Source organism: Amycolatopsis viridis (genome assembly GCF_011758765.1).
Taxonomy (GTDB): domain Bacteria; phylum Actinomycetota; class Actinomycetes; order Mycobacteriales; family Pseudonocardiaceae; genus Amycolatopsis_E; species Amycolatopsis_E viridis.
In genome coordinates this window covers 40,301-59,443 of the sequence record NZ_JAANOU010000001.1, presented here as the reverse complement: position 1 = coordinate 59,443, position 19,143 = coordinate 40,301, and the positions used below count along the sequence as shown (strand labels likewise).

General features: G+C 71.3%; 18 protein-coding genes and 1 tRNA gene. 17 read left to right on the top strand and 2 right to left on the bottom strand.

Translation table 11 applies throughout. The annotated features are described in order from the left end of the window. Positions 1–26 precede the first annotated feature (26 nt). A complete protein-coding gene (locus tag FHX46_RS00310; RefSeq protein WP_208399940.1) occupies positions 27–2,354 on the top strand; it encodes an oxidoreductase in 2,328 nt (775 codons plus the stop codon). Between the two features lie 507 nt (positions 2,355–2,861). On the opposite strand, the gene FHX46_RS00305 is transcribed toward FHX46_RS00310, so the two are convergent. Next, positions 2,862–2,934 (bottom strand) — tRNA-Gly (locus FHX46_RS00305). Positions 2,935–3,151: 217 nt separating this feature from the next. Here FHX46_RS00305 and FHX46_RS00300 point away from each other — a divergent pair. The 12 genes from FHX46_RS00300 to FHX46_RS00245 all read left to right on the top strand — a co-directional run bounded on the left by FHX46_RS00300 (position 3,152) and on the right by FHX46_RS00245 (position 15,057). After that, positions 3,152–4,624 (top strand): sigma-70 family RNA polymerase sigma factor, encoded by a 1,473-nt coding sequence (locus FHX46_RS00300; RefSeq protein WP_167109663.1) that lies wholly within the window; start codon positions 3,152–3,154, stop codon positions 4,622–4,624. Between the two features lie 85 nt (positions 4,625–4,709). Continuing rightward, entirely contained in the window at positions 4,710–5,150 is a 441-nt protein-coding gene (locus FHX46_RS00295) for a DUF983 domain-containing protein (protein WP_167109662.1), read from the top strand. Between the two features lie 2 nt (positions 5,151–5,152). After that, on the top strand, positions 5,153–6,004 hold the full coding sequence (locus FHX46_RS00290) for an Fpg/Nei family DNA glycosylase (protein WP_167109661.1): 852 nt from the start codon (positions 5,153–5,155) through the stop codon (positions 6,002–6,004). An 86-nt stretch (positions 6,005–6,090) separates the two neighbouring features. After that, on the top strand, positions 6,091–7,365 hold the full coding sequence (locus FHX46_RS00285; RefSeq protein ID WP_167109660.1) for a sensor histidine kinase: 1,275 nt from the start codon (positions 6,091–6,093) through the stop codon (positions 7,363–7,365). Next, positions 7,362–8,213: a S49 family peptidase gene (locus tag FHX46_RS00280; RefSeq protein WP_167109659.1), complete on the top strand. Its 852-nt coding sequence runs from the start codon at positions 7,362–7,364 to the stop codon at positions 8,211–8,213. Before FHX46_RS00285 ends, FHX46_RS00280 begins: the two co-directional genes overlap by 4 nt. Before the next feature lie 95 nt (positions 8,214–8,308). Continuing rightward, the gene (locus tag FHX46_RS00275; RefSeq protein ID WP_167109658.1) at positions 8,309–9,133 is read left to right on the top strand and encodes a LytR/AlgR family response regulator transcription factor; all 825 of its coding nucleotides are present in this window, start codon (positions 8,309–8,311) and stop codon (positions 9,131–9,133) included. Then, entirely contained in the window at positions 9,130–9,627 is a 498-nt protein-coding gene (locus FHX46_RS00270) for a hypothetical protein (RefSeq protein ID WP_167109657.1), read from the top strand. Before FHX46_RS00275 ends, FHX46_RS00270 begins: the two co-directional genes overlap by 4 nt. Before the next feature lie 43 nt (positions 9,628–9,670). After that, the gene (locus tag FHX46_RS00265; RefSeq protein WP_167109656.1) at positions 9,671–11,452 is read left to right on the top strand and encodes a sodium/solute symporter; all 1,782 of its coding nucleotides are present in this window, start codon (positions 9,671–9,673) and stop codon (positions 11,450–11,452) included. Between the two features lie 277 nt (positions 11,453–11,729). Beyond that, positions 11,730–12,080: a DUF485 domain-containing protein gene (locus tag FHX46_RS00260; protein WP_167109655.1), complete on the top strand. Its 351-nt coding sequence runs from the start codon at positions 11,730–11,732 to the stop codon at positions 12,078–12,080. Beyond that, positions 12,077–13,687: a solute symporter family protein gene (locus FHX46_RS00255; RefSeq protein ID WP_167109654.1), complete on the top strand. Its 1,611-nt coding sequence runs from the start codon at positions 12,077–12,079 to the stop codon at positions 13,685–13,687. The genes FHX46_RS00260 and FHX46_RS00255 overlap by 4 nt, the downstream gene beginning before the upstream one ends. Before the next feature lie 99 nt (positions 13,688–13,786). Continuing rightward, positions 13,787–14,137 (top strand): rhodanese-like domain-containing protein, encoded by a 351-nt coding sequence (locus tag FHX46_RS00250; RefSeq protein WP_167109653.1) that lies wholly within the window; start codon positions 13,787–13,789, stop codon positions 14,135–14,137. A 47-nt stretch (positions 14,138–14,184) separates the two neighbouring features. Next, positions 14,185–15,057: a DUF4328 domain-containing protein gene (locus tag FHX46_RS00245; protein WP_167109652.1), complete on the top strand. Its 873-nt coding sequence runs from the start codon at positions 14,185–14,187 to the stop codon at positions 15,055–15,057. Here FHX46_RS00245 and FHX46_RS00240 read toward each other — a convergent pair. Then, positions 15,054–16,220, bottom strand: coding sequence for a cytochrome P450 (locus FHX46_RS00240; protein WP_167109651.1), 1,167 nt, complete (start codon positions 16,218–16,220; stop codon positions 15,054–15,056). The two genes, FHX46_RS00245 and FHX46_RS00240, sit on opposite strands and share 4 nt — an antisense overlap. 184 nt (positions 16,221–16,404) lie before the next feature. On the opposite strand from FHX46_RS00240, the gene FHX46_RS00235 reads away from it, so the two are divergent. The 4 genes from FHX46_RS00235 to FHX46_RS00220 all read left to right on the top strand — a co-directional run bounded on the left by FHX46_RS00235 (position 16,405) and on the right by FHX46_RS00220 (position 19,090). After that, positions 16,405–17,280: a DUF5926 family protein gene (locus FHX46_RS00235; RefSeq protein ID WP_167109650.1), complete on the top strand. Its 876-nt coding sequence runs from the start codon at positions 16,405–16,407 to the stop codon at positions 17,278–17,280. Then, positions 17,280–17,630 (top strand): DUF952 domain-containing protein, encoded by a 351-nt coding sequence (locus FHX46_RS00230; RefSeq protein ID WP_167109649.1) that lies wholly within the window; start codon positions 17,280–17,282, stop codon positions 17,628–17,630. The genes FHX46_RS00235 and FHX46_RS00230 overlap by 1 nt, the downstream gene beginning before the upstream one ends. Before the next feature lie 141 nt (positions 17,631–17,771). After that, the gene (locus FHX46_RS00225) at positions 17,772–18,275 is read left to right on the top strand and encodes a SigE family RNA polymerase sigma factor (protein ID WP_167109648.1); all 504 of its coding nucleotides are present in this window, start codon (positions 17,772–17,774) and stop codon (positions 18,273–18,275) included. Further along, positions 18,272–19,090 (top strand): hypothetical protein, encoded by an 819-nt coding sequence (locus FHX46_RS00220; protein WP_167109647.1) that lies wholly within the window; start codon positions 18,272–18,274, stop codon positions 19,088–19,090. The genes FHX46_RS00225 and FHX46_RS00220 overlap by 4 nt, the downstream gene beginning before the upstream one ends. Positions 19,091–19,143: the final 53 nt, after the last annotated feature.

The following is a 19,143-nucleotide window of genomic DNA, read 5'->3' as shown; positions in this document are numbered from 1 at the left end:
CGATCGTCGCGGGGAGGGGGACGCGGATGGTGGGTGGCCAGCCGGGGATCGGGGACCGCGACGTGCCGGCCCTGGATCCTTTTCGCGGGGTGCCGGACCGGCGCTACCACGTCGCGGCCGAGGAGCTGCTGAAACCGCTGCTCGAGCCGGGCAGCGGTGGGCTGCTGCGGTTCCGCCGGCAGGCCAGCAACGCGCCGATCGTGTCGTTGGAAAACGCTTACGTCACCGGCCGGCTGGATCTGCGCGGCGCGGACCTGGACTGCCTGTTCCGCTTCGAGAACTGCCGCTTCGAGCATCCGCCGGACGTGCGCGAGGCCAAGATCCTCGGCCTGGTCTTCCGCCGTTGCTGGCTGCCCGGTCTCAAAGCCCGGAACCTGCGCAGCCGCAACGACCTCCGGCTCATCCGCTGCGTCGTGCAGGTCCTGCCGGGCAGCGACGACGGCGAGACGGCCGTGCAGCGGGGCGACACCCGCGAGCGCGGGGTGCCGGATGCGGCGATCAACCTGACCGACGCCGTCGTGGAGGGTTCGGTCGTGCTGACCCGCACCGCGGTGGACCACCCGCAGGGCCGCGCGATCCAGGCCGACCGATTGATCATCGCCGGTGCGCTGCTGGCCTACCGGATGCAGGCCGAGGGTGAGGTCCGGCTGCCGGGCATGCGCACCGGCGGCAACGTCAACTTCTCCGGGGCGCGGCTGCGCAACCCGGACGGGTTCGCGCTCGACGGGAACGGCGCGCACATCGGCGGCAGCCTGTTGTGCGAGGTGGACAACTTCGGCGCCGCGAGCACGCGGCAAGCGTTTTCCGCGCACGGCGTGCTGCACCTGCCGAGCATCCGCGTCAACGGTGACGTGGTGCTGCGCGCCGCCGAGCTGACCAGCGAGCAGCAGGGCCGGATCGTCCTGGAGGCGTGGAAGTCCAGCGACCCCTACGTGGATCCGTGGCCGGCGCTGGTGGGCGATCGCTGCCAGGTCGACGGCAACGTCGAGCTGTCCGACGGGCTGACCGCGGTCGGCACGGTGCGGATGATCAACGCGCGCATCGGCGGCACGTTGCGGCTGGCGCGGGCGCGCATCACGGTGCCGCGCGGCGCGGTCGAGCCGTACTACGACCGGGCGCTGCACCTGGACGGTTCGCAGATCGGCAGCGATCTGGAGGCGACCGGCCTGGAGATCCCGTCCGGCCAGATGCGCATGGCCGACGTGACGGTGCGCGGGAACGTCCTGGCCGGCCGCGTGGGGCTGCGGCACGCGGAGCGGGACGTGCTGTCCGCCCGCCGGATGAAGGTGGCGGGCAACCTGCACCTGCACGAGGCGACGATCGAGGGCACCCTGCGGTTGCAGGGCGTGGAGGTGGGCGGCAGCGTCTACCTCTACGGCACCGACGTGACCGAGCCCGCGGTGCGCAACCGGACCAGTTTTTCGGTGGACCTGCGGACCGTGAAGGTGGGCCGCGACATCATCCTCACCAACGCCGGTGAGCAGCCGTTCCACGCCGCGGGCGGCGTGAACATGGATGGCGCGGCGGCGGGCCGCCGGATCGACTTCACCGGTGCCGTGCTGGGTGCGCTGAACAAGCACGGGGTGGCGCTCGACGTGAGTGACGTGGGGGCGGACGAGTTCCTGCTCACCCTCGCCCGGCCGGCCGCGGGCGCCATCGTGATGCGGCACGCGCACTGCCAGACGCTGGCGGACAACGAGCACTTCTGGCGCGCCGAGGGCGGTATCGAGCTCGAAGACTTCCGCTACGACGTGCTCAAGCAGCCGATCGACATGAAGGACGACGCCGCCGTGCGGGACCGCATCGAGCGGCTGCGCACGGCGATGGCGGGGTACCGGCCGGGGCCGTACGACCAGCTCGCCGCGATGCTGCGCAACAGCGGCAACGAGGAGCACGCGTCGACGGTGTTGTTTAAGAAGCAGCAGTACCGGTACGAGGCTCTCGCCCGGGGTTACCGGGTGCTGGGTCCCGGGGTGCGGTTGTGGAGCTGGTTGCAGCGGTGGATGGTCGGCTACGGTTACCGCCCGGTGCGGGCGCTGGCGTGGTTGATCGCGTTGCTGGCCGCGGGCAGCGTCTATTTCGGTCTGGGCACCGATTCGTGTGTGAAGGACCCGATCCGGTACATGGTGAGCGGCCCGCGTTGTGCGGTTGATCAGCAGGAGACGGGCCTGGAGTGGAACCCGGTGCTCTACACCGCGGACCTCCTGGTGCCGATCGTGGATTTCGGCAACAAGGGCCGCTGGTACATGCACGATCTGGACAAGTGGGTGAGCAACGGTTTCACCGCGATGGGCTGGATCCTGGCCACCACGGTAGCCGCCGGCGCCGGCCGAATGATCCGCCGAGACACCTGACCCCGCGAACGCTTCAGCCGCGAGGGGTTCGGCCAGCTTGAACAGGAACCCTTCGCCAGACAACCCGACACCAAACCCGGCACCGCGGGGGTCCAGGGGCGTCGCCCACCCTGGCAGTGTTCGGCGGTTCGCCCCCCGAACGATGGCGAGCGCTTCCCGCGAGCAGGGCTCAGCCAGCTGAAGGAGGAACCCTTCGGAAGGCGACCTGACAACGAACCCGGCACCGCGGCGGGGGGTCCAGGGAGGCGAAGCCCACCCTGGCGGGGGCCCGGGGGTTCGACCCCCGGAACGGTGGCGAGCAGTTCTCGGCGAGCGCTTCCCGCGGCAGGGTTCGGCCAGCTGAAGCAGGAACCCTTCAACAGGCGAGATAACAATGCAACCGGCACCGCGGCGGGGGGTCCAGGGGGGCGAAGCCCACCCTGGCGGGGGCCCGGGGGTTCGACCCCCGGAACGATGGCGAGCAGCCCCCGGCGAGCGCACTCCGCGAGCAGGGGGCGGCCAGCTGCGAGCGGACGACGGGATTCGAACCCGCGACCCTCACCTTGGCAAGGTGATGCGCTACCAGCTGCGCTACGTCCGCGTGCTCCGGTTCACCGGTGCGAGGGAGAGTCTATACCGGTCTGGTTCGCCGGGTTGACGGGGTGGTGGTGTGGGGGTGATCTTGGGTGGGGTATCGCTTGCCGGAGGGAACTCGGTCACTCCCGGAGCACAAGGGGTGACGGGGAGCGTTTCGCTCCGTATGGTGACTCCATTCAACCGAACGGGTTAGTCCCGCGGGGGAGGAGGTGGCTGGCCGCATGTCGGACGAGGCGGCGGTGCCGGAACAGCGTTCGTCATCGGCGGACGAGCAGGTTCTGCTGAGCCGGCTGCGGGCCGGTGAGGATGCCGCGTTCCGCGAGCTGTTCGAGCTGCACGCCTCCGCCGTTCGCAGGCTGGCCCGGAGCCTGGCCGCCGATGCGTCGGAGGCCGAGGACATCACGGCCGAGACGTTCTTCCGCGTGTTGCAGGCGTTGCGCCGCGGGAAGGGCCCGAAGGAGCATGTGCGCGCCTACCTGCTGACGGTGGCGCGCCGGGTGTCGTGGGAGTGGCACGGGGCACGCCGCGATGTGCCGGTCACCGACGACGAGCTGACCTCGCGTGCGGGCGCCGGTGCGGACGCGCATGCCCGCACGGCCGAGCACACCTTGATCACCACCGCGTTCACGAGTCTGCCGGAGCGGTGGCGGACGGTGTTGTGGCAGACCGAGGTCGAGGGTGAGCAGCCGGCGGTGGTGGCGCCGCATTTCGGGTTGAGCGCGAACGCGACGGCGGCGCTGGCGCGGCGGGCGCGGCAGGGTTTGCGGGCGGCGTACCTCCAGGCGCACCTGGCGGTGAACCGGACTTCGGACGTGAGTTGCCGCGGGGTGATCGAGAAGCTCGGCGGCTACACGGCGGGCAGTGTCACCGGTGCAGAGGCGAGCCGGGTTCGCGGGCACCTGCTGGTTTGCGCGTCGTGCCGGGCGATGCACGCCGAGCTGCGTGACGTGTGCTCGTCGCTGCGGGCGCACGCGGGGGCGGTGGCGTTGCTGGTGCCGGCGTCGGTGGCGGTGGCCGGTGGCGCCGGCGGGGCATCCGGTGCGCTCACCACGCTGAAGACGGTGCTGGTGTCGAAGCTCAAGGTCGGGGTGGCGCTGGTGTCGACCACCGCGGCGGGTGTGGTCGGGTTCGCGGTGGGGCCGGCGGTGGTGGACGAGTCGCATCCGGTGGGCCTGCCCGCGCAGGGCGCGGTCGAGCTGCGGATCGCGGAGCCGGATCAACGGCTGAGCCCGCCGCCGCAGGTGCTGATCGCGCCCGACGACGTCACGCTGTCCTATCCCGGGGCGCCGGTTCGCCCGGGGCAGGATCCCCGGGCCGCGGCGTCACCGGCCGGGCCGGGGGCGCCGGTGCAGCCGCCCGCGCAGCAACAGCCGGCGGGCGTGGAGCAGACGGGCGCGGCGGAGGGCCGCGTGGATTCCGGTGAGCCCACCCAGTCCTCGTCGACCGGCAGCGCGCGCGACGACCTGCCGGCCACGGACGAGACGCCGTACTCGTCCACGCAGACCCCGTCACCGGACAAGCCGGGCAAGGGCAAGGGCCGTGACAAGGGCGGTGACAAGGGTGGGGGCAAGAGCGGCGACAAGGACAAGCCGGCGCAGACCGAGTCGGCCGGGCCGCCGTCGTGGTCGTCGGCGTGGTGGCTGACGCAGTCCGCGCCACCGGGTAACGGCTCCGGCAAGGGGTCATCCAAGTAGTCGATCTTCGTCCGCGCCTCGCGCGGCGCCCGGAACCCACGCTACGGTTGGACGGGCGTACGACCATGGCGGGAGGCAGCGAGAGATGAACCGCGTGGTGCGGGGAAGCGACGGCCGCGACTGGGTCGTCCGGGCGCAGATGGAATGGCGCCGCCCGGCAACCGCCGAGGACTTCGAGCGGGACATCTCCGGCAGTCACACCTCGGGCATCGCGATGCTCGCCGTGTGCATCCTGCTGGCCGTCATCCTGGTCGCCTGGCTGCCCGACACCGTGGTGGTGCCGCCGTGGGTGATCTACGGGTTGTTGCTGATCGCGGTGTTCTTCCCGCTGCGCTGGGTGCTGAACCGGCCGTGGACGGTCGTCGCGGAGACCGACGGCGGCATCACCGGTGATCCCCCGCCGGAGCGCTGGGTCGGGATCATCTCCGGCATGTTCCGGGTGCGGGGTGAGCTCACCAGGCTCGCCAAGACGATCCAGCGGGAGTCGGGCCCGGACTTCGACGGCCCGCTGCGGCCGATGGAGTAACCATGCCCGAGCTGCCCGAGGTCGAAGCACTGGCGTACCACCTGCGTGAGCACGCGGTGGGCCGGTTGGTCAGCCGGGTCGACGTGGCCTCGCTGGCTGTGCTGAAAACGTTCGACCCGCCCTACACCGACCTGCACGGGCGTGCGGTGACCGGCGCGGGCCGGTTCGGCAAGCACCTCGACCTCGACTGCGACGGCCTGCACCTGGTGGTGCACCTGGCCCGCGCGGGCTGGCTCCGCTGGGCGGACAACCTCTCGCCCGCGCCGCCGAAGCCGGGCAAGGGACCGATCGCGTTGCGGGTCCACTTCGGGGACCGCGGTTTCGACCTCACCGAGGCGGGCACGAAGAAGGGCCTCGCGGTGTGGGTGGTGCGGGACCGGCACGACGTGCCGAGCGTCGCGCGGCTCGGCCCGGACGCGCTGGAGCTGCACCGGGAAGCGCTCGCCGGACTGCTGGCGGGCCGGACCGAGCGGCTCAAGTGGGTGCTCACCGACCAGTCGGTGATCGCGGGGATCGGCAACGCCTACTCCGACGAGATCCTGCACGCCGCGCGGCTGTCGCCGTTCGCCACCGCGGGCAAGCTGTCCGACGATGCGCTGGACCGCCTGGCCGCCGCGATGCACGAGATCCTGACCGGCGCGGTCGAGCGGTCCGTGGGTCAGGACGCGGCGCGCCTCAAGGGCGAGAAGCGGTCCGGTCTGCGGGTGCACGCGCGGACCGGCCTGCCGTGCCCGGTGTGCGGGGACACCGTGCGGGAGGTGTCCTTCGCCGACAAGTCCTTTCAGTACTGTCCGACGTGTCAGACGGGCGGCAAACCGCTGGCGGACCGGCGCCTGTCGCGGCTGCTGAAGTAGTGCATCACCCCACCGGGTGGCGACGCCACCACAGAAAGTGCGATCAAGTGCTTGCACGCCGCGTCATGAGCACAGAGCATTGACGCGTGTCCGATCTGCCGATCTCGCAAATCATTCCGTGGAGCGTCGCGGGTGTTCTGCTGATCGTCCTGATCGTGGTCCTCGCGCGGACGCGTAAGCCGAGCAGCTCGATCGAGGACGCGGTCCTCGAAGCCGTCTACCACATGTCCCGCGCCACCCCGGACCTCCGGGAGGGCTTCGACCAGGCCAGTGCCGACCGGATCACCTCGCAGCTGCTCGAACTGCTCAAGTGCGTCGCGGTCGGCATCACCGACAACGAAGGCACGCTGGTTTCCTGGGACGGCGAGGCGAACGACCACTACCTCGACCTGGCCGACGCGGTGGCGTTGTCGATCCGCAAGGCGCGCCGCGAGGTCGTGTCGCACGACGACGTCCCCTGCGACCACCGGGGCACCTGCAAGATGAAGACCGCGGTGATCGTGCCGCTGCTCGTCGAGGAAGAGGTCGAGGCCGCGCTGATCGTGGTCGGCCGCAGCACCGGCAAGCGCCTGATCCAGATGGCCGACGCGGTCGCCCAGTTCGTCACCACCCAGTTCGAGCTGGCCCGCTTCGAGGAGTCCAAGCACCAGCTGCAGCAGGCCGAGATCAAGGCGTTGCGGGCGCAGATCTCCCCGCACTTCATCTACAACGCGCTGAACACGATTTCCGCGCTGATCCGCACGGACCCGGAGGAGGCGCGTGAGCTGCTGCAGGAGTTCGCCGACTTCACGCGCTACTCGTTCCGCACCTCCGGCATGTTCACCACGCTCGCCGACGAGCTGCGCAACATCGACCGGTACCTGACGATCGAGCGGGCCCGCTTCGGTGGCCGCCTCGAGGTGCGGCTGAAGATCGCGCCCGAGGTGCTGTCGGTCGTGGTGCCGTTCCTGATCATCCAGCCCCTGGTGGAGAACGCGGTTCAGCACGGCCTGGCGAACAAACCGACCGGCGGCATGGTCACCGTGATCGCCTCCGACCACGGCACCGAGGCGTTGATCAGCGTCGAGGACGACGGCATCGGCATGGACCCGGCGCGGCTGGCCGATCTCCGCAACTCGCACCGCACCGGTGCGCACGTGGGACTGGGCAACATCAACGCGCGGATGCGTCAGCTGTTCGGTGACGAGTACGCGCTGATGGTGGAGACCGCACCGGGCGCGGGGATGAAGGTGACGCTGCGGGTGCCGAAGTTCGCGCCCGGGGTGCGCACCGACCTGCCGGACTACGCCGGTGGCCCGCCGGAGCCGGCCCGCAACGGCCGTCTGCACAAATCCGAGGGAGTCCGTAACCTGGCGCCATGACCAGCGTGACCGACAGGCTGACCAGCAGGATCCCGCGCATCGGCGACCGGGGCGACCGCAAGGACGTGGTGGCGGTCGTCAAGCTGCACGGCGTGATCACGCCGACGCCCTCGCCGCTGGCGCGCGGCACCATAAACCTCGCAGCCGTCGAGTCGGCGCTGACGCGGGCGTTCGACCACGACCGGCTCAAGGCGGTCGCGTTGCTGATCAACTCGCCGGGCGGGGCGCCGACCCAGTCCGGGCTGGTCGCCGAGCGGATCCGCCAGCTCGCGGCGACGAAGCCGGGCGTGCCGGTGCTGGCGTTCTGCGAGGACGTCGCGGCGTCCGGCGGCTACTGGCTGGCCTGCGCGGCGGACGAGATCTACGCCCACCGCACGTCGATGGTCGGCTCGATCGGGGTGATCAGCGGCGGGTTCGGGTTCACCGGCCTGCTGGAGCGATTCGGCATCGAGCGGCGCGTGCACACGGCGGGGGAGAACAAGAAGCGGCTCGACCCGTTCGCCCCGGAGAAGCCGGAGGACGTCGAGTGGCTGAAGAAGATGCACGCCCAGCTGCACGAGATGTTCGTGGATTGGGTGCGGGAGCGCCGCGGTGACCGGCTGACCGACACCGAGGAGCTGTTCTCCGGTGACGTGTGGCTGGGCGCGAAGGCTGTCGATCTCGGCCTGGTCGACGGGATCGGCAACCTGCGGGAGATCGTCGGGCAGCGCTACCCGGACGCCGAGATCACCGTCGCCGAGCCGAAGAAGCCGCTGCTCGCGCGGCTGGGCCTCGGCGCGCCGGCGGCCGCCCACGCGCTCCTGGACGCGGTGGCACAGCGCGTGGCCTGGTCCCGCTACGGGATCTGACGCCGTGCGCGTCGTCCCGACGGCAACGCGCACCGCCGCCAGGCCCGGTTCGACATTCATTCGCGGTATGGACATCGCACCCGGTAGTGGGCAGGATGCGAGTCACTGTGAGTGCGCAACAAGACACCAGAAGACTCCTCGTCCTGGCCGTGGACGACGAGCCGCACGGGTTGAACCTGCTGGTCGACACGCTGCGGAACAACCCGCACATCGGCCGGGTGTTCAAGGCGGTGGACGCGGCCGAGGCGCTGCGGCTGCTCGCGTCGGACGATCCGGAGCTGCGTGAGCGCAAGGACCGGGGACTGCCCGCGATCGACGCGGTGTTCGCCGACCTGCAGATGCCCGGGTTGTCCGGGATGGAGATGGCGCGCGTGTTCTCCGCGCTCAACCCCGCGCCGGTGCTGGTGTTCGTCACCGGGCACGCCCACGAGGCCGTCAACGCGTTCGACCTGGGTGCCGTCGACTACCTGCTCAAGCCGTGCAACCAGCACCGGCTGGACCGGGCGGTCGACCGGGTCCTGGAGAAGCTGAAGACGGTCGCGCCACCGGGTCCGGGTGCCGCGGCGCCCGACGCGTCCGACGACGACGAGGTGATCCCGGTCGAGCTCGCCGGGACCACGAAGCTGGTGCCGCGCTCGTCGGTTCGGTGGGTCGAGGCGCAGGGCGACTACGCGCGCCTGTTCACCAAGGACGGCAGCAGCCACCTGGTGCGCATCCCGCTGACCCAGCTCGAGGAGCGCTGGGCGAAGGCCGGTTTCGTGCGGATCCACCGGTCCTTCCTCGTCGCGCTGAACCTGATCACCGAGCTGCGCATGGGCCAGGGCGGCTACCAGGTCGTGATCGGCAACGAGGAGAAGCTGCTCCCGGTCTCCCGCCGGCACACCCGTGAGCTCAAGGACCGCCTCACGGGTGGTCGATGACCGAGGACTTCTACCGCCGCGTCGACGGGGTGCGCGAACCGGATCCGACGCTGGGCAAGAGCTACCAGCCGGCGTCGGTGGAGCCGGTCCCGGCGGTGCCGCCGCCGGAGCCGCCGTCCGAGCCGTCGAAACCGCCGAAGCGCCAGCGGGTGGTGCTGGCCGATCCGCGGTCGCGGCGGAGCACGCCGACGCTGCGGGCGCGCCTGGAGCTGGAGCAGCAGACCAGCTGGGACGAGGTGCTGATCCGCGACCTGGTCAAGCACCAGCTGCGGACCGCGATCGGGCTGAGCGTGCTGGTGCTGGTGGTGCTCGGTGCGCTGCCGGTCGCCTTCTACGTGTGGCCGGACTTCGCCGCGTTGCGCGTGGTCGGGGTGCCGCTGGCGTGGCTGTTGCTCGGGCTGCTGCCGTTCCCGTTGCTGCTGCTCGCGGGCCTGGTCCACAACCAGCTGGCCGAGCGGCACGAGCGGGACTTCGTGGACATGATCGAGTCGTGACCGGCCTGCCGGCCCGGTCGCGGAGCAGGGGACAATCCGGATCGTGCAGCTGAACCCGTGGGCGCTGAGCGGCATCGCGACCGTCGCCGCGATGACCTTCTACCTGGGTCACCGCTCGTCCCGGTTCGCCAACACCACGCACGACTTCCTGGTCGCCCGCCGCACCGTCCGGTCGCGCCGCAACGCCGCCGCGATCTCCGGTGAGTACCTGTCGGCCGCGTCGTTCCTCGGTATCGCGGGGATCATCCTCAAGGAGGGCGCCGACGGGTTGTGGTTCCCGATCGGTTTCGCCGCGGGCTACCTGGCACTGATGTTGTTCGTGGCGGCGCCGTTGCGCCGCTCGGGTGCCTACACGTTGCCGGATTTCCTGGAGGCGCGCCTCGGGTCGGTCGCGTTGCGCCGGTGCGGCACGTTCTTCGTGGTGTTCATCGGGATCCTCTACATGGTCCCGCAGTTGCAGGGCGCCGGGCTGGCCCTGACGACGGTGCTGTCGGTGCCCGGCTGGGTCGGCGCGGTCACGGTGTTCGCGCTGGTCGGCATCAACGTCATCGCGGGCGGCATGCGGGCGATCACCGTGGTGCAGGCCTTCCAGTACTGGCTCAAGCTGTTCGCGATCGCGCTGCCGGCGTTCGCGTTGTGCGCGGTGTTCCTGGCCGGCGGCAAACCCGGCCCGGCGGGTTCGCTCGGCTCGCCAGCGCCGCCCGTGTTCGGCGCCGAGACCACTGTGGACATCCGCACCGACGTCACGTTCGAGGTCGGTACGCTGACGCAGGTGGCGGTGCGGCCCGCGGGCGCGGCGACCGAGCACGCGGAGATCTGGGTGCAGGGTTCGGCGCAGCGGCTGAGCCAGGGCACGCAGGTGCGGTTCCCGGCGGGCACAGCGGTGCCGACCGTCACCGACGCGAAGGCCGCCAACAGCGACTGGCTGCGGCCGGGGTCGGGTGGCCTCGCGGACCTGCTCCAGACGTACTCGCTGATCTTCGCGACGTTCCTCGGCACGATGGGGTTGCCGCACGTGCTGGTCCGCTTCTACACCAACCCGGACGGCCGGTCGGCGCGCCGGACCACGCTGCACGTCCTGTTGCTGCTCGGGCTGTTCTACCTGTTCCCGATCATCCTCGGTGCGTTGTCCCGGATGTACGTGCCGGAGCTGCTGGTGACCGGCCAGACCGACGCGGCGGTGCTGCGGCTGCCGTCGGCGATGGTGCCGGGGGTGGCCGGGCAGGTGATCGGCGCGGTCGTGCTGGCCGGGGCGTTCGCGGCGTTCCTGTCCACGTCGTCGGGGCTGCTGGTGAGCCTCGCCGGGGTGGTGTCCACGGACCTGTCGAAGGGCCGGGTGCTGGACTTCCGCATCGCCGCCGGTGTGGTCGGGCTGGTGCCGTTCGCGCTGGCGCTGGTGTTGCGGCCGAACGACCTGTCGCTGAGCGTGGGGATGTCGTTCGCGCTCGCGGCGTCGACGTTCTCGCCCCTGCTGCTGCTCGGTGTGTGGTGGCGCGGGCTGACCTGGCCGGGCGCGATGGCCGGGATGATCTTCGGCGGCGGTCTGGTGCTCGGTGCGCTGGGCGTCGAGATGGTGAGCCGGTTCACCGGCGACCCCGCGCCGTGGTTCGCCGACCAGCCGGCGCTGATCACCGTGCCGGTGGCGTTCGCCGTGACGATCCTGGTCAGCCTCGCCACGCCGAACGGCAAACCGGCGGACGTCAACCCGATCATGTTGCGCCTGCACGCCCCGGACCGGCTGGGTTTCATGCGGGACCGCGCCGTCGCGCGGTTCGGGCAGGCCGAGGAGCGGGTGCGGATGGGCCGGGGCAGGCACCGCAAGTAGCTGGTCCTCCCGCAGCCGCCCACCCGGGTGGTGCCGCGTCACCCACGAGTTTGGCCTTTTCGGCGGTTGCCTTTACCTTCCGTTGGCCTATTCCGTGCGCTGTTCCCCTTTGGTCTGCCGGAAACTGGACATTTCCCGGTTAAACCGGCGTAAGATCTTCAACTCTGCGTAAGATCATTCATCCAAAAGGATTAACAACAAGTCTCACGTTTCACGGCAAGATCTACCCGCACCACACATCGGAAGAGGTAGAGACCATGGACAGGGAGGTTGTCCCGTGAGCACCAGCGACCAGGACCTCGTCGACGAGACGGGTCCGGGTGACACCTGGCAGAAGGTGCAGGCGAGCCCCGAGTTCGCCGAGCTCCGCAAGAGGTTGCGGACCTTCGTCTTCCCGATGACCGTCCTCTTCCTCGTCTGGTACCTCGTCTACGTCCTGCTCGCCGACTACGCCCACGGCTTCATGTCGACGAAGCTGGCCGGCAACTTCAACGTCGGTCTGCTCATCGGTTTGCTGCAGTTCGTGTCGACGTTCCTCATCACCGGCCTCTACGTGCGGTACGCCAACCGCAAGCTCGACCCGGTCGCCGACAAGATCCGCGGCGAAATCGAAGGAGGCGCCCGGTGACGGCACTGGCGGCCGGCGTCGAGGGCAGCAACCCGACGCTGAACATCATCATCTTCGCGATCTTCGTGGCGATCACGCTCGTGATCGTGTTCCGCGCCAGCCGCAACACGCGGACCGCCTCCGACTACTACGCCGCGGGCCGCTCGTTCACCGGCCCGCAGAACGGCATCGCGATCTCCGGCGACTACCTGTCCGCGGCGTCGTTCCTCGGCATCGCGGGTGCCATCGCGGTCAACGGTTACGACGGGTTCCTCTACTCCATCGGGTTCCTCGTCGCGTGGCTCGTCGCGCTGCTGCTGGTCGCCGAGCTGCTGCGCAACACCGGCAAGTTCACCCTGGGCGACGTGGTGGCGTTCCGCATGCGGCAGCGGCCGATCCGGGCGGCCGCGGCGGTGTCCACGCTCGCGGTGTCGTTCTTCTACCTGCTCGCGCAGATGGCGGGTGCCGGTGGACTGGTGAACCTGCTGCTCGGCATCACCGGCGAGTGGGGCCAGAACCTGGTGATCGCGGTCGTCGGCGTGCTGATGATCGTGTACGTGCTGATCGGGGGCATGAAGGGCACCACCTGGGTGCAGATCATCAAGGCGGTGCTGCTGATCCTCGGCGCGCTGGCGATGACCCTGTGGGTGCTCGGCAAGTTCGGGTTCAACTTCTCGCACCTGCTCCAGGGCGCCGTGGACAAGGGCGGCAAGACCGGTGCGGCGCTGCTCGACCCGGGCAAGCAGTACGGCAAGACCGGGACCAGCAAGCTCGACTTCTTGTCCCTGGGCATCGCGCTGGTGCTGGGCACGGCCGGTCTGCCGCACGTGCTGATGCGCTTCTACACGGTGCCGACGGCCAAGGACGCGCGGAAGTCCGTCGTCTGGGCGATCGTCCTGATCGGCATCTTCTACCTGTTCACGCTCGTGCTCGGCTACGGTGCCGGCGCGCTGGTCGGGCCGGAGAAGATCAGCAAGGCGCCCGGCACGACGAACTCGGCGGCCCCCCTGCTGGCGCTCGAACTGGGCGGCCCGGTGCTGCTCGGGTTCATCTCCGCGGTCGCGTTCGCCACGATCCTCGCGGTCGTCGCCGGCCTGACCATCACCGCGTCGGCGTCGTTCGCACACGACGTGTACGCCAACGTGATCAAGAAGGGCCGGGTGGACAGCAAGCACGCCGAGGTGCGGGTGGCCCGCATCACCGCGCTGGTGATCGGTGCGCTGGCCATCGTCGGCGGGATCCTCGCGAAGAACCAGAACGTGGCCTTCCTGGTTGCGCTGGCCTTCGCGGTGGCGGCCTCGGCGAACCTGCCGACCCTGCTGTACTCGCTGTTCTGGAAGCGCTTCAACACCGCGGGCGCGCTGTGGAGCATGTACGGCGGACTGGTCATCACGATCGTGCTGATCGTCTTCTCGCCCGCCGTGTCCGGTGGCGCGAAGCCGATGATCAAGGGCGTGGACTTCCACTGGTTCCCGCTGGAGAACCCGGGCCTGGTGTCCATTCCGGCGTCGTTCCTGCTCGGCTTCCTCGGCACGGTCCTGTCCAGGGAACGCAACGACAAGAAGTACGCCGAAATGGAGGTCCGTTCGCTCACCGGCGCCCACGCCGAGAAGGCGAGCGCGCACTGAGCCGACGGCGCTGCACTGTCTGGGAGAAGGGCCACCTCCGGTGCCGGGGGTGGCCCTTTTCCGGGCTCACGTGCAGTTCATGCGGTCGCGTGTCAGGATGTGAACGTGCACCCAGGTGACATTCCGACCGCATCCGTGTCCGAGCTGCCCGCCGACGGGCTGGTGCTGCTCGACGTGCGCGAGCAGGACGAGTGGGACGCCGGCCACGCCCCGGGCGCAGTGCACATCCCGCTCGGTGAGCTGCCGGCGCGCACCGACGAACTGGCCCAGCTGCCCGACGACCAACCCCTCTACGTGGTGTGCCGCACCGGTGGCCGCTCGGCGCGGGCCGCGGCGTGGCTCAACGCGAGCGGCTGGGACGCGATCAACGTGGCCGGCGGCATGAAGTCGTGGGAGGCCGAAGGCCGCCCGGTCGTCGGCGAGCACGACGGGCCGCCGCAGGTCCTGTAGTCGCCGTGCACCCGACCCCCAGGCCCCACCGCCCGCGCGTCCGCTGGGTGGCCAGCTCGCCACCGGGGGCGATCCCGCCACGACCGGTCCGGCCCGCCGAGCGGTACGACGGCCCGCCGTCGTACCACGTGCCGCCGCGCTGGGGCTTTCCGCACCTGGCCTGGCGCGTCCCGACGGCCGTGCCCGGCACGCCGTCGAGCTGGCCCAGCCCGGTCGAGCGCGTGCGGGTGCTGCACCGCAACGCGGTGACCATCCTGTGGTTCCTCACCGGTCTCGCGGTCGTCGCGGCGGGCGCCGAGTTCTGGCGCTACGCCCTGCTCGTGGCCAGCCGCACCACCGCGCTGCACGCGGCGACCGTGGCGTTCTCCGATGCGCTGGAGATCATCGCGTCACTGCTGACCGTCGTGTTCGGCCTGCTCGGCCTGGGCGCGACGCTGTGGTGGCTGCTCATCGCACGTGCCGCCGCCGCGGAGGCCGCCGGGCAGGAGCCGGCCCGCTCCACGCGCGAGGTGATCGCGGGGGTCCTGGTGCCGGGGGTGAACCTGGTGATGGCCGGGTCGATCCTCGCCGAACTGGAGCACCTCGTGCTCGGCCGCGCGCCCGTGGGGCGTCCCCGCCCGTCCCGGGTGGTGCTCGCCTGGTGGGCGGCCTGGATCGCCAACGAGGTGCTGATGCTGCTGGTCATCGGGTGGCGGTTCAAGGACGGCGTCCAGGCGATGGCGGACAGCGTGCTGCTCGCCGGGTTGCTGAACGTCTCCGCGGCCGGGCTGGCCGCGCTGACCGCGGTGCTGGTCTACCGCCTGACGACACTGCTCGCCCCGGCCCGCACCGACCGGTTGCGGCGGTGGCAGGTGCGGTCGGTCAAGGGTGCGCCCGCGCCGCCGCTGCGCCCGGTCCGTCCGGCCGGCGCCGCTCGTTAGGCCGTCACCGGCAGGTTCCGCAGTCCGCGGATCACGAACTCGGGCCGCCGCTGCGGCTCCGCGGCCAGCCGCAGCTCCGGCAGCCGCCGCACCAGCGCCGACAGCGCGGCGGCGATCTCGATCCGGGCCAGCGGCGCGCCGATGCAGTAGTGGATGCCGGCACCGAAGCCCAGGTGCGTGCCGTCGGTGCGGCCGACGTCGAGTGTGTCCGGGTCGGCGAACACCGCGGGGTCACGGGCCGCCGCGCCGAGCAGCGCGGCGATCTTCTGGCCGCGGGCCACCCGGAACCCGGCGATCTCGACGTCCTCGGTCGCGGTGCGCTCGAACAACTGGAGCGGCGCGTCGAACCGGATCAGCTCCTCGACCGCGGTCGGCATCAGGCCGGGGTCCTCGCGCAGCCGGTGCCACTGGTCCGGGTACCGCATCAGCGCCCAGACCCCGTTGCCGATCACGTTGACCGTCGCCTCGTGACCGGCCATCAGCAGCAGCACGGCGGTCGCCACCACCTCGTCCTCGCTGAGGTCGGCGTGCAGCAGGTCGGTGATCAGGTCCGCGCCCGGTTCCCGCCGGCGCCGTCCGGCCAGGTCCCGCAGGAACGCCACGAACTCGGTCGCCGCGTGCTCGGCCGCCACCCGGCCGGACTCGGGCAGGCCGTACTCGTACATCTTCACGATCGCGTTCGACCACGGCACCAGCCGCGGGCGGTCGGCCTCCGGGACGTCGAGCAGTTCCGAGATCACCGCGACCGGCAGCGGCTGGGCGAGCGCCTCGAGCAGGTCCGCCGAGCCGTGCGCGGTGATGTCGTTCGCCAGGCCCGCGACCAGCTCGTCGGCGAGCTTCGCGACCGTCGGCCGGAGCCGCTCCACGTGCCCGCGTCCGAACGCCGACGAGATCGAGCGGCGCAGGCGGGTGTGCACCGGGGGTTCGTTCTCCAGCAAGGAGTTGCGGTGCAGGAGGTTGAACGACACGAACTGCTCGGCCGGGCTCGCGTCGGTCCAGATCCGGCCCAGCCCGCGGTGCCGCAGCACCGCCGAGGCCGCCGCGTGCGACACCGCGATCGCCAGGCCGAGGCCGTCGTGCCGGTGCACCGGGGCCTGCGCACGCAGCCGGGCGAACTCCGGGTACGGATCGTCGAGGAACGCGGGGTCACGCGGATCGAACATGATCCGAGCCTAAGACTTGTGGCAGACCTGGCTTGCGTGGCGGTGCGGGTAGCAGAACCTGCGGCGGTGCCGGTTGACAGCCCACGGCACGCGGCTCCGCCGCTCAGGAACAGAACCCAGTCCCCGCTCCCTCGGGGTGTGCCCGGTTCGGTAGCGTCTGCGGCCTGGCGTTCGAGGAGGCGACATGGGCAAGGGTGCGCGCAAGCGGGGTCCGAAGAAGGACAAGGCACCGAAGATCCGGGACGTGTTCGTGGCGCAGCCGTTCGAGGGGCTGGCCGCGGAACCGGAGCTGATCGCGCTGCGCGAGTTCGTGCCGTCGGCCACCGCGCCGCTGTCCCTTGTGGACGCGGGCGAGCGGAGGATCACGCTGGCGACCGTGCTGCCGATGGCCGCGGCCGCGTTCGTGCGCACCGACGGCGAGGTGTTCGTCGGGCTCCAGGTGCAGACCCGGTCCAGCGACATCAGCCGCGACCTGGGCCGCGCGGTCCGCTGGGCGCTGACGGCCGAGCCCGGTGACGTGCTGCCGGTGCCGGACACCACGAGCGCCCCGCAGGACGGTGAGCGCCTGCAGGACCTGCTGGTGGCGGATGCGGAGCTGGACGTCACGCTGCACACCAACTTCGACTGGTGGCTGCCCGAGGACACCGACCCCAGCGGCGAGGTCAAGGTGTCGCTGGAGCGGGCCAACGAGGCGATCATGCCGACCGAGCGCCTCGGCACCGGTTCGTACTGGGTCCTGGCCGGGGAGAAGGCGCACCTGCGCTGGGTGCGGCGCGAGCCGGAGGGCCGCCTGATGCAGGCGCTGGCCCGGCTGTCCGCGGCCGGTGAGCTGTCGTTGGGCGAGGGCTCCCGGTACGCCGGGTCCTTCCGGGCGCACGGTCTGCTGGTGCCGGTGTGGGACCTCGACCCCGAGGCGCACGCCCGCGAGTGGGCCGAGCCGGCCGAGCAGCTGGGCGCCCGCCTGGACGAGGCGCTGAAGTCCGTCGCGGACGAACCGCTGACCGCGGCCGAGCGCCGGGCACGCGACGGGCTCGTCGGCCGTCAGCTGACGCTGCGGTAGTGATCCTGCACGTCTGCGCCGCGAGCGAGTGGACGGGCGCGGACTACCGCGCCCCGTCCCTCGACACGGTCGGCTTCATCCACTGCGCCGACCCGGGCACGGTGGTGATCCCGGCGAACGCCCGGTTCACCGGCCGCCGCGACCTGGTGCTGCTGGAGATCGACCCGTCCCGGCTGGACGTCCCGCTGCGCTGGGAAGAGGGTGACCCACCCCACCCGGACGGCGTGCTGTTCCCGCACGTGTACGGCCGCATCCCGGCGGAGGCGGTGGTGGCTGTGCACCCGTTCCCGCCCGGCGCGGACGGCCGGTTCCGCCTCCCGGACCGCATCGCGCAACGCGACCCCGCCTGACGCGTCCCCTTTCCGGGGCAACCGCCGGTGCGGCCGCGCCTGGACCCGGTGGCGGGGCTCCACTCTCCGTTGCAGGAGGCGATACGGTGGCTCTGCTGCGGCACCTGGGGAGGTGGTCTCGCGGCGGGGAGGGAGTCGGCGGTGAGCGACGAGCTGGCGGACTTCGGTGAGTTCGTGCAGGCCAGCCTGCCCGGACTGCTCCGCTACGGTCACGCCCTGACCGGCAACCCGCACGACGCCGCCGACCTCGTGCAGACGGTGCTGGAGAAGATCGGCTCACGCTGGAGCCACGTGCGGCGCAAGACGGCCGATCCGCTGGCCTACGTCCGCCGCGCCATGGCCAACGCGCACATCAGCCGGTGGCGCCGGCTGAAGCGGGAGAGCCTGGTCGCCGATCCGCCCGAGCAGCGCACCGCCGACCCGGTGGACCCGTTCGAGCACGAACCGCTGTGGCAGGCGCTGCGCGAACTGCCGCCGCGCCAGCGCGCCGTCATCGTGCTCCGCTACTACGAGGGCCTGTCCGAGGCCGAGATCGCCGCCTCGCTGGGCGTCAGCACGGGCACGGTGAAGAGCCAGGCCAGCAAGGCCATCGCGACCCTGCGGACCAAGATCGGCTCGATGTCCGGGGGGAGGGACGACTGGTGAACCCCGACGACGAGCTCGGCGCCGAGTTGCGGCGGCTGTTCGACGACGAGCGGCTCGACATCCCGCCCGCCGCCGGGGCCGGGAACGCGATCGTGGCCGGTGCCCGCCGTCGACGGCGGCGGCGCACCGCGGTGGCCGCCTCCGCCGGGGTGCTCACCGCGGCCGTCCTGGTCGCCGGCGGGCTCACCGTGGCCAGGCAGGAGCCGGGCAGGCAACAGGCGGCCCCGCCGCCGGTCGTCCCGCCCGTCCAGACGACGACGGCAGGGCCGGTGCCGGGGCCGGTCGTGGTGCCGCCGTCGTTCCCGGAGGTCACGCCATCCCCGGCCCCGCCCCCGGCGACGAGCCCGCCGGCCCGGCCGCCGGTCGTCACGACGCGGCCGTCACCGCCGCCGAGCACCAGCCGGACGACGAGCCGCCCGGCGCCCGCCGCCGCCGTGCTCGGCCCGGCGGGTTACGGAAAGCTGCGGCTCGGCATGAGCTTCGACGAGGCCAAGGCGACCGGCGTGCTCGCCCACGACGACACCCCGCCGACCGGATGCGTGAGCTACCCGCTCAGCGAGGGCACCGCGAACATCGCGACGGTGACCATTTCGCCGGACCGGGGAGTGGTGGTGTTCACCGCGACCGGTGCCCGCACCCCGGAAAACGTGGGCGCCGGTTCCACGGTAGCGGAATTGCAGGCCGCCTATCCCGATTTGACGGCCGACGCGGGCGATTACCGCACCACCACCAGATCGGGCGGCGAATACCGGTTCTCCGTCGATTCCGGCGGGACCGTCGTGAACTGGGAACTGGCCGGCTCGCCGGACTGCTGACACGCGAAGAGCCCGGGCCGCTCGGGCCCGGGCTCCGTACGCGCTCCACAGTA

What these genes read in the sequence shown, in the direction of transcription:
- FHX46_RS00310 (WP_208399940.1), top strand. Translation starts at nt 27, where the DNA reads ATGGTGGGTGGCCAGCCGGGGATCGGGGACCGCGACGTGCCGGCCCTG.
- FHX46_RS00300 (WP_167109663.1), top strand. Translation starts at nt 3,152, where the DNA reads ATGTCGGACGAGGCGGCGGTGCCGGAACAGCGTTCGTCATCGGCGGAC.
- FHX46_RS00295 (WP_167109662.1), top strand. Translation starts at nt 4,710, where the DNA reads ATGAACCGCGTGGTGCGGGGAAGCGACGGCCGCGACTGGGTCGTCCGG.
- FHX46_RS00290 (WP_167109661.1), top strand. Translation starts at nt 5,153, where the DNA reads ATGCCCGAGCTGCCCGAGGTCGAAGCACTGGCGTACCACCTGCGTGAG.
- FHX46_RS00280 (WP_167109659.1), top strand. Translation starts at nt 7,362, where the DNA reads ATGACCAGCGTGACCGACAGGCTGACCAGCAGGATCCCGCGCATCGGC.
- FHX46_RS00275 (WP_167109658.1), top strand. Translation starts at nt 8,309, where the DNA reads ATGCGAGTCACTGTGAGTGCGCAACAAGACACCAGAAGACTCCTCGTC.
- FHX46_RS00270 (WP_167109657.1), top strand. Translation starts at nt 9,130, where the DNA reads ATGACCGAGGACTTCTACCGCCGCGTCGACGGGGTGCGCGAACCGGAT.
- FHX46_RS00240 (WP_167109651.1), bottom strand. Translation starts at nt 16,220, where the DNA reads ATGTTCGATCCGCGTGACCCCGCGTTCCTCGACGATCCGTACCCGGAG.
- FHX46_RS00235 (WP_167109650.1), top strand. Translation starts at nt 16,405, where the DNA reads ATGGGCAAGGGTGCGCGCAAGCGGGGTCCGAAGAAGGACAAGGCACCG.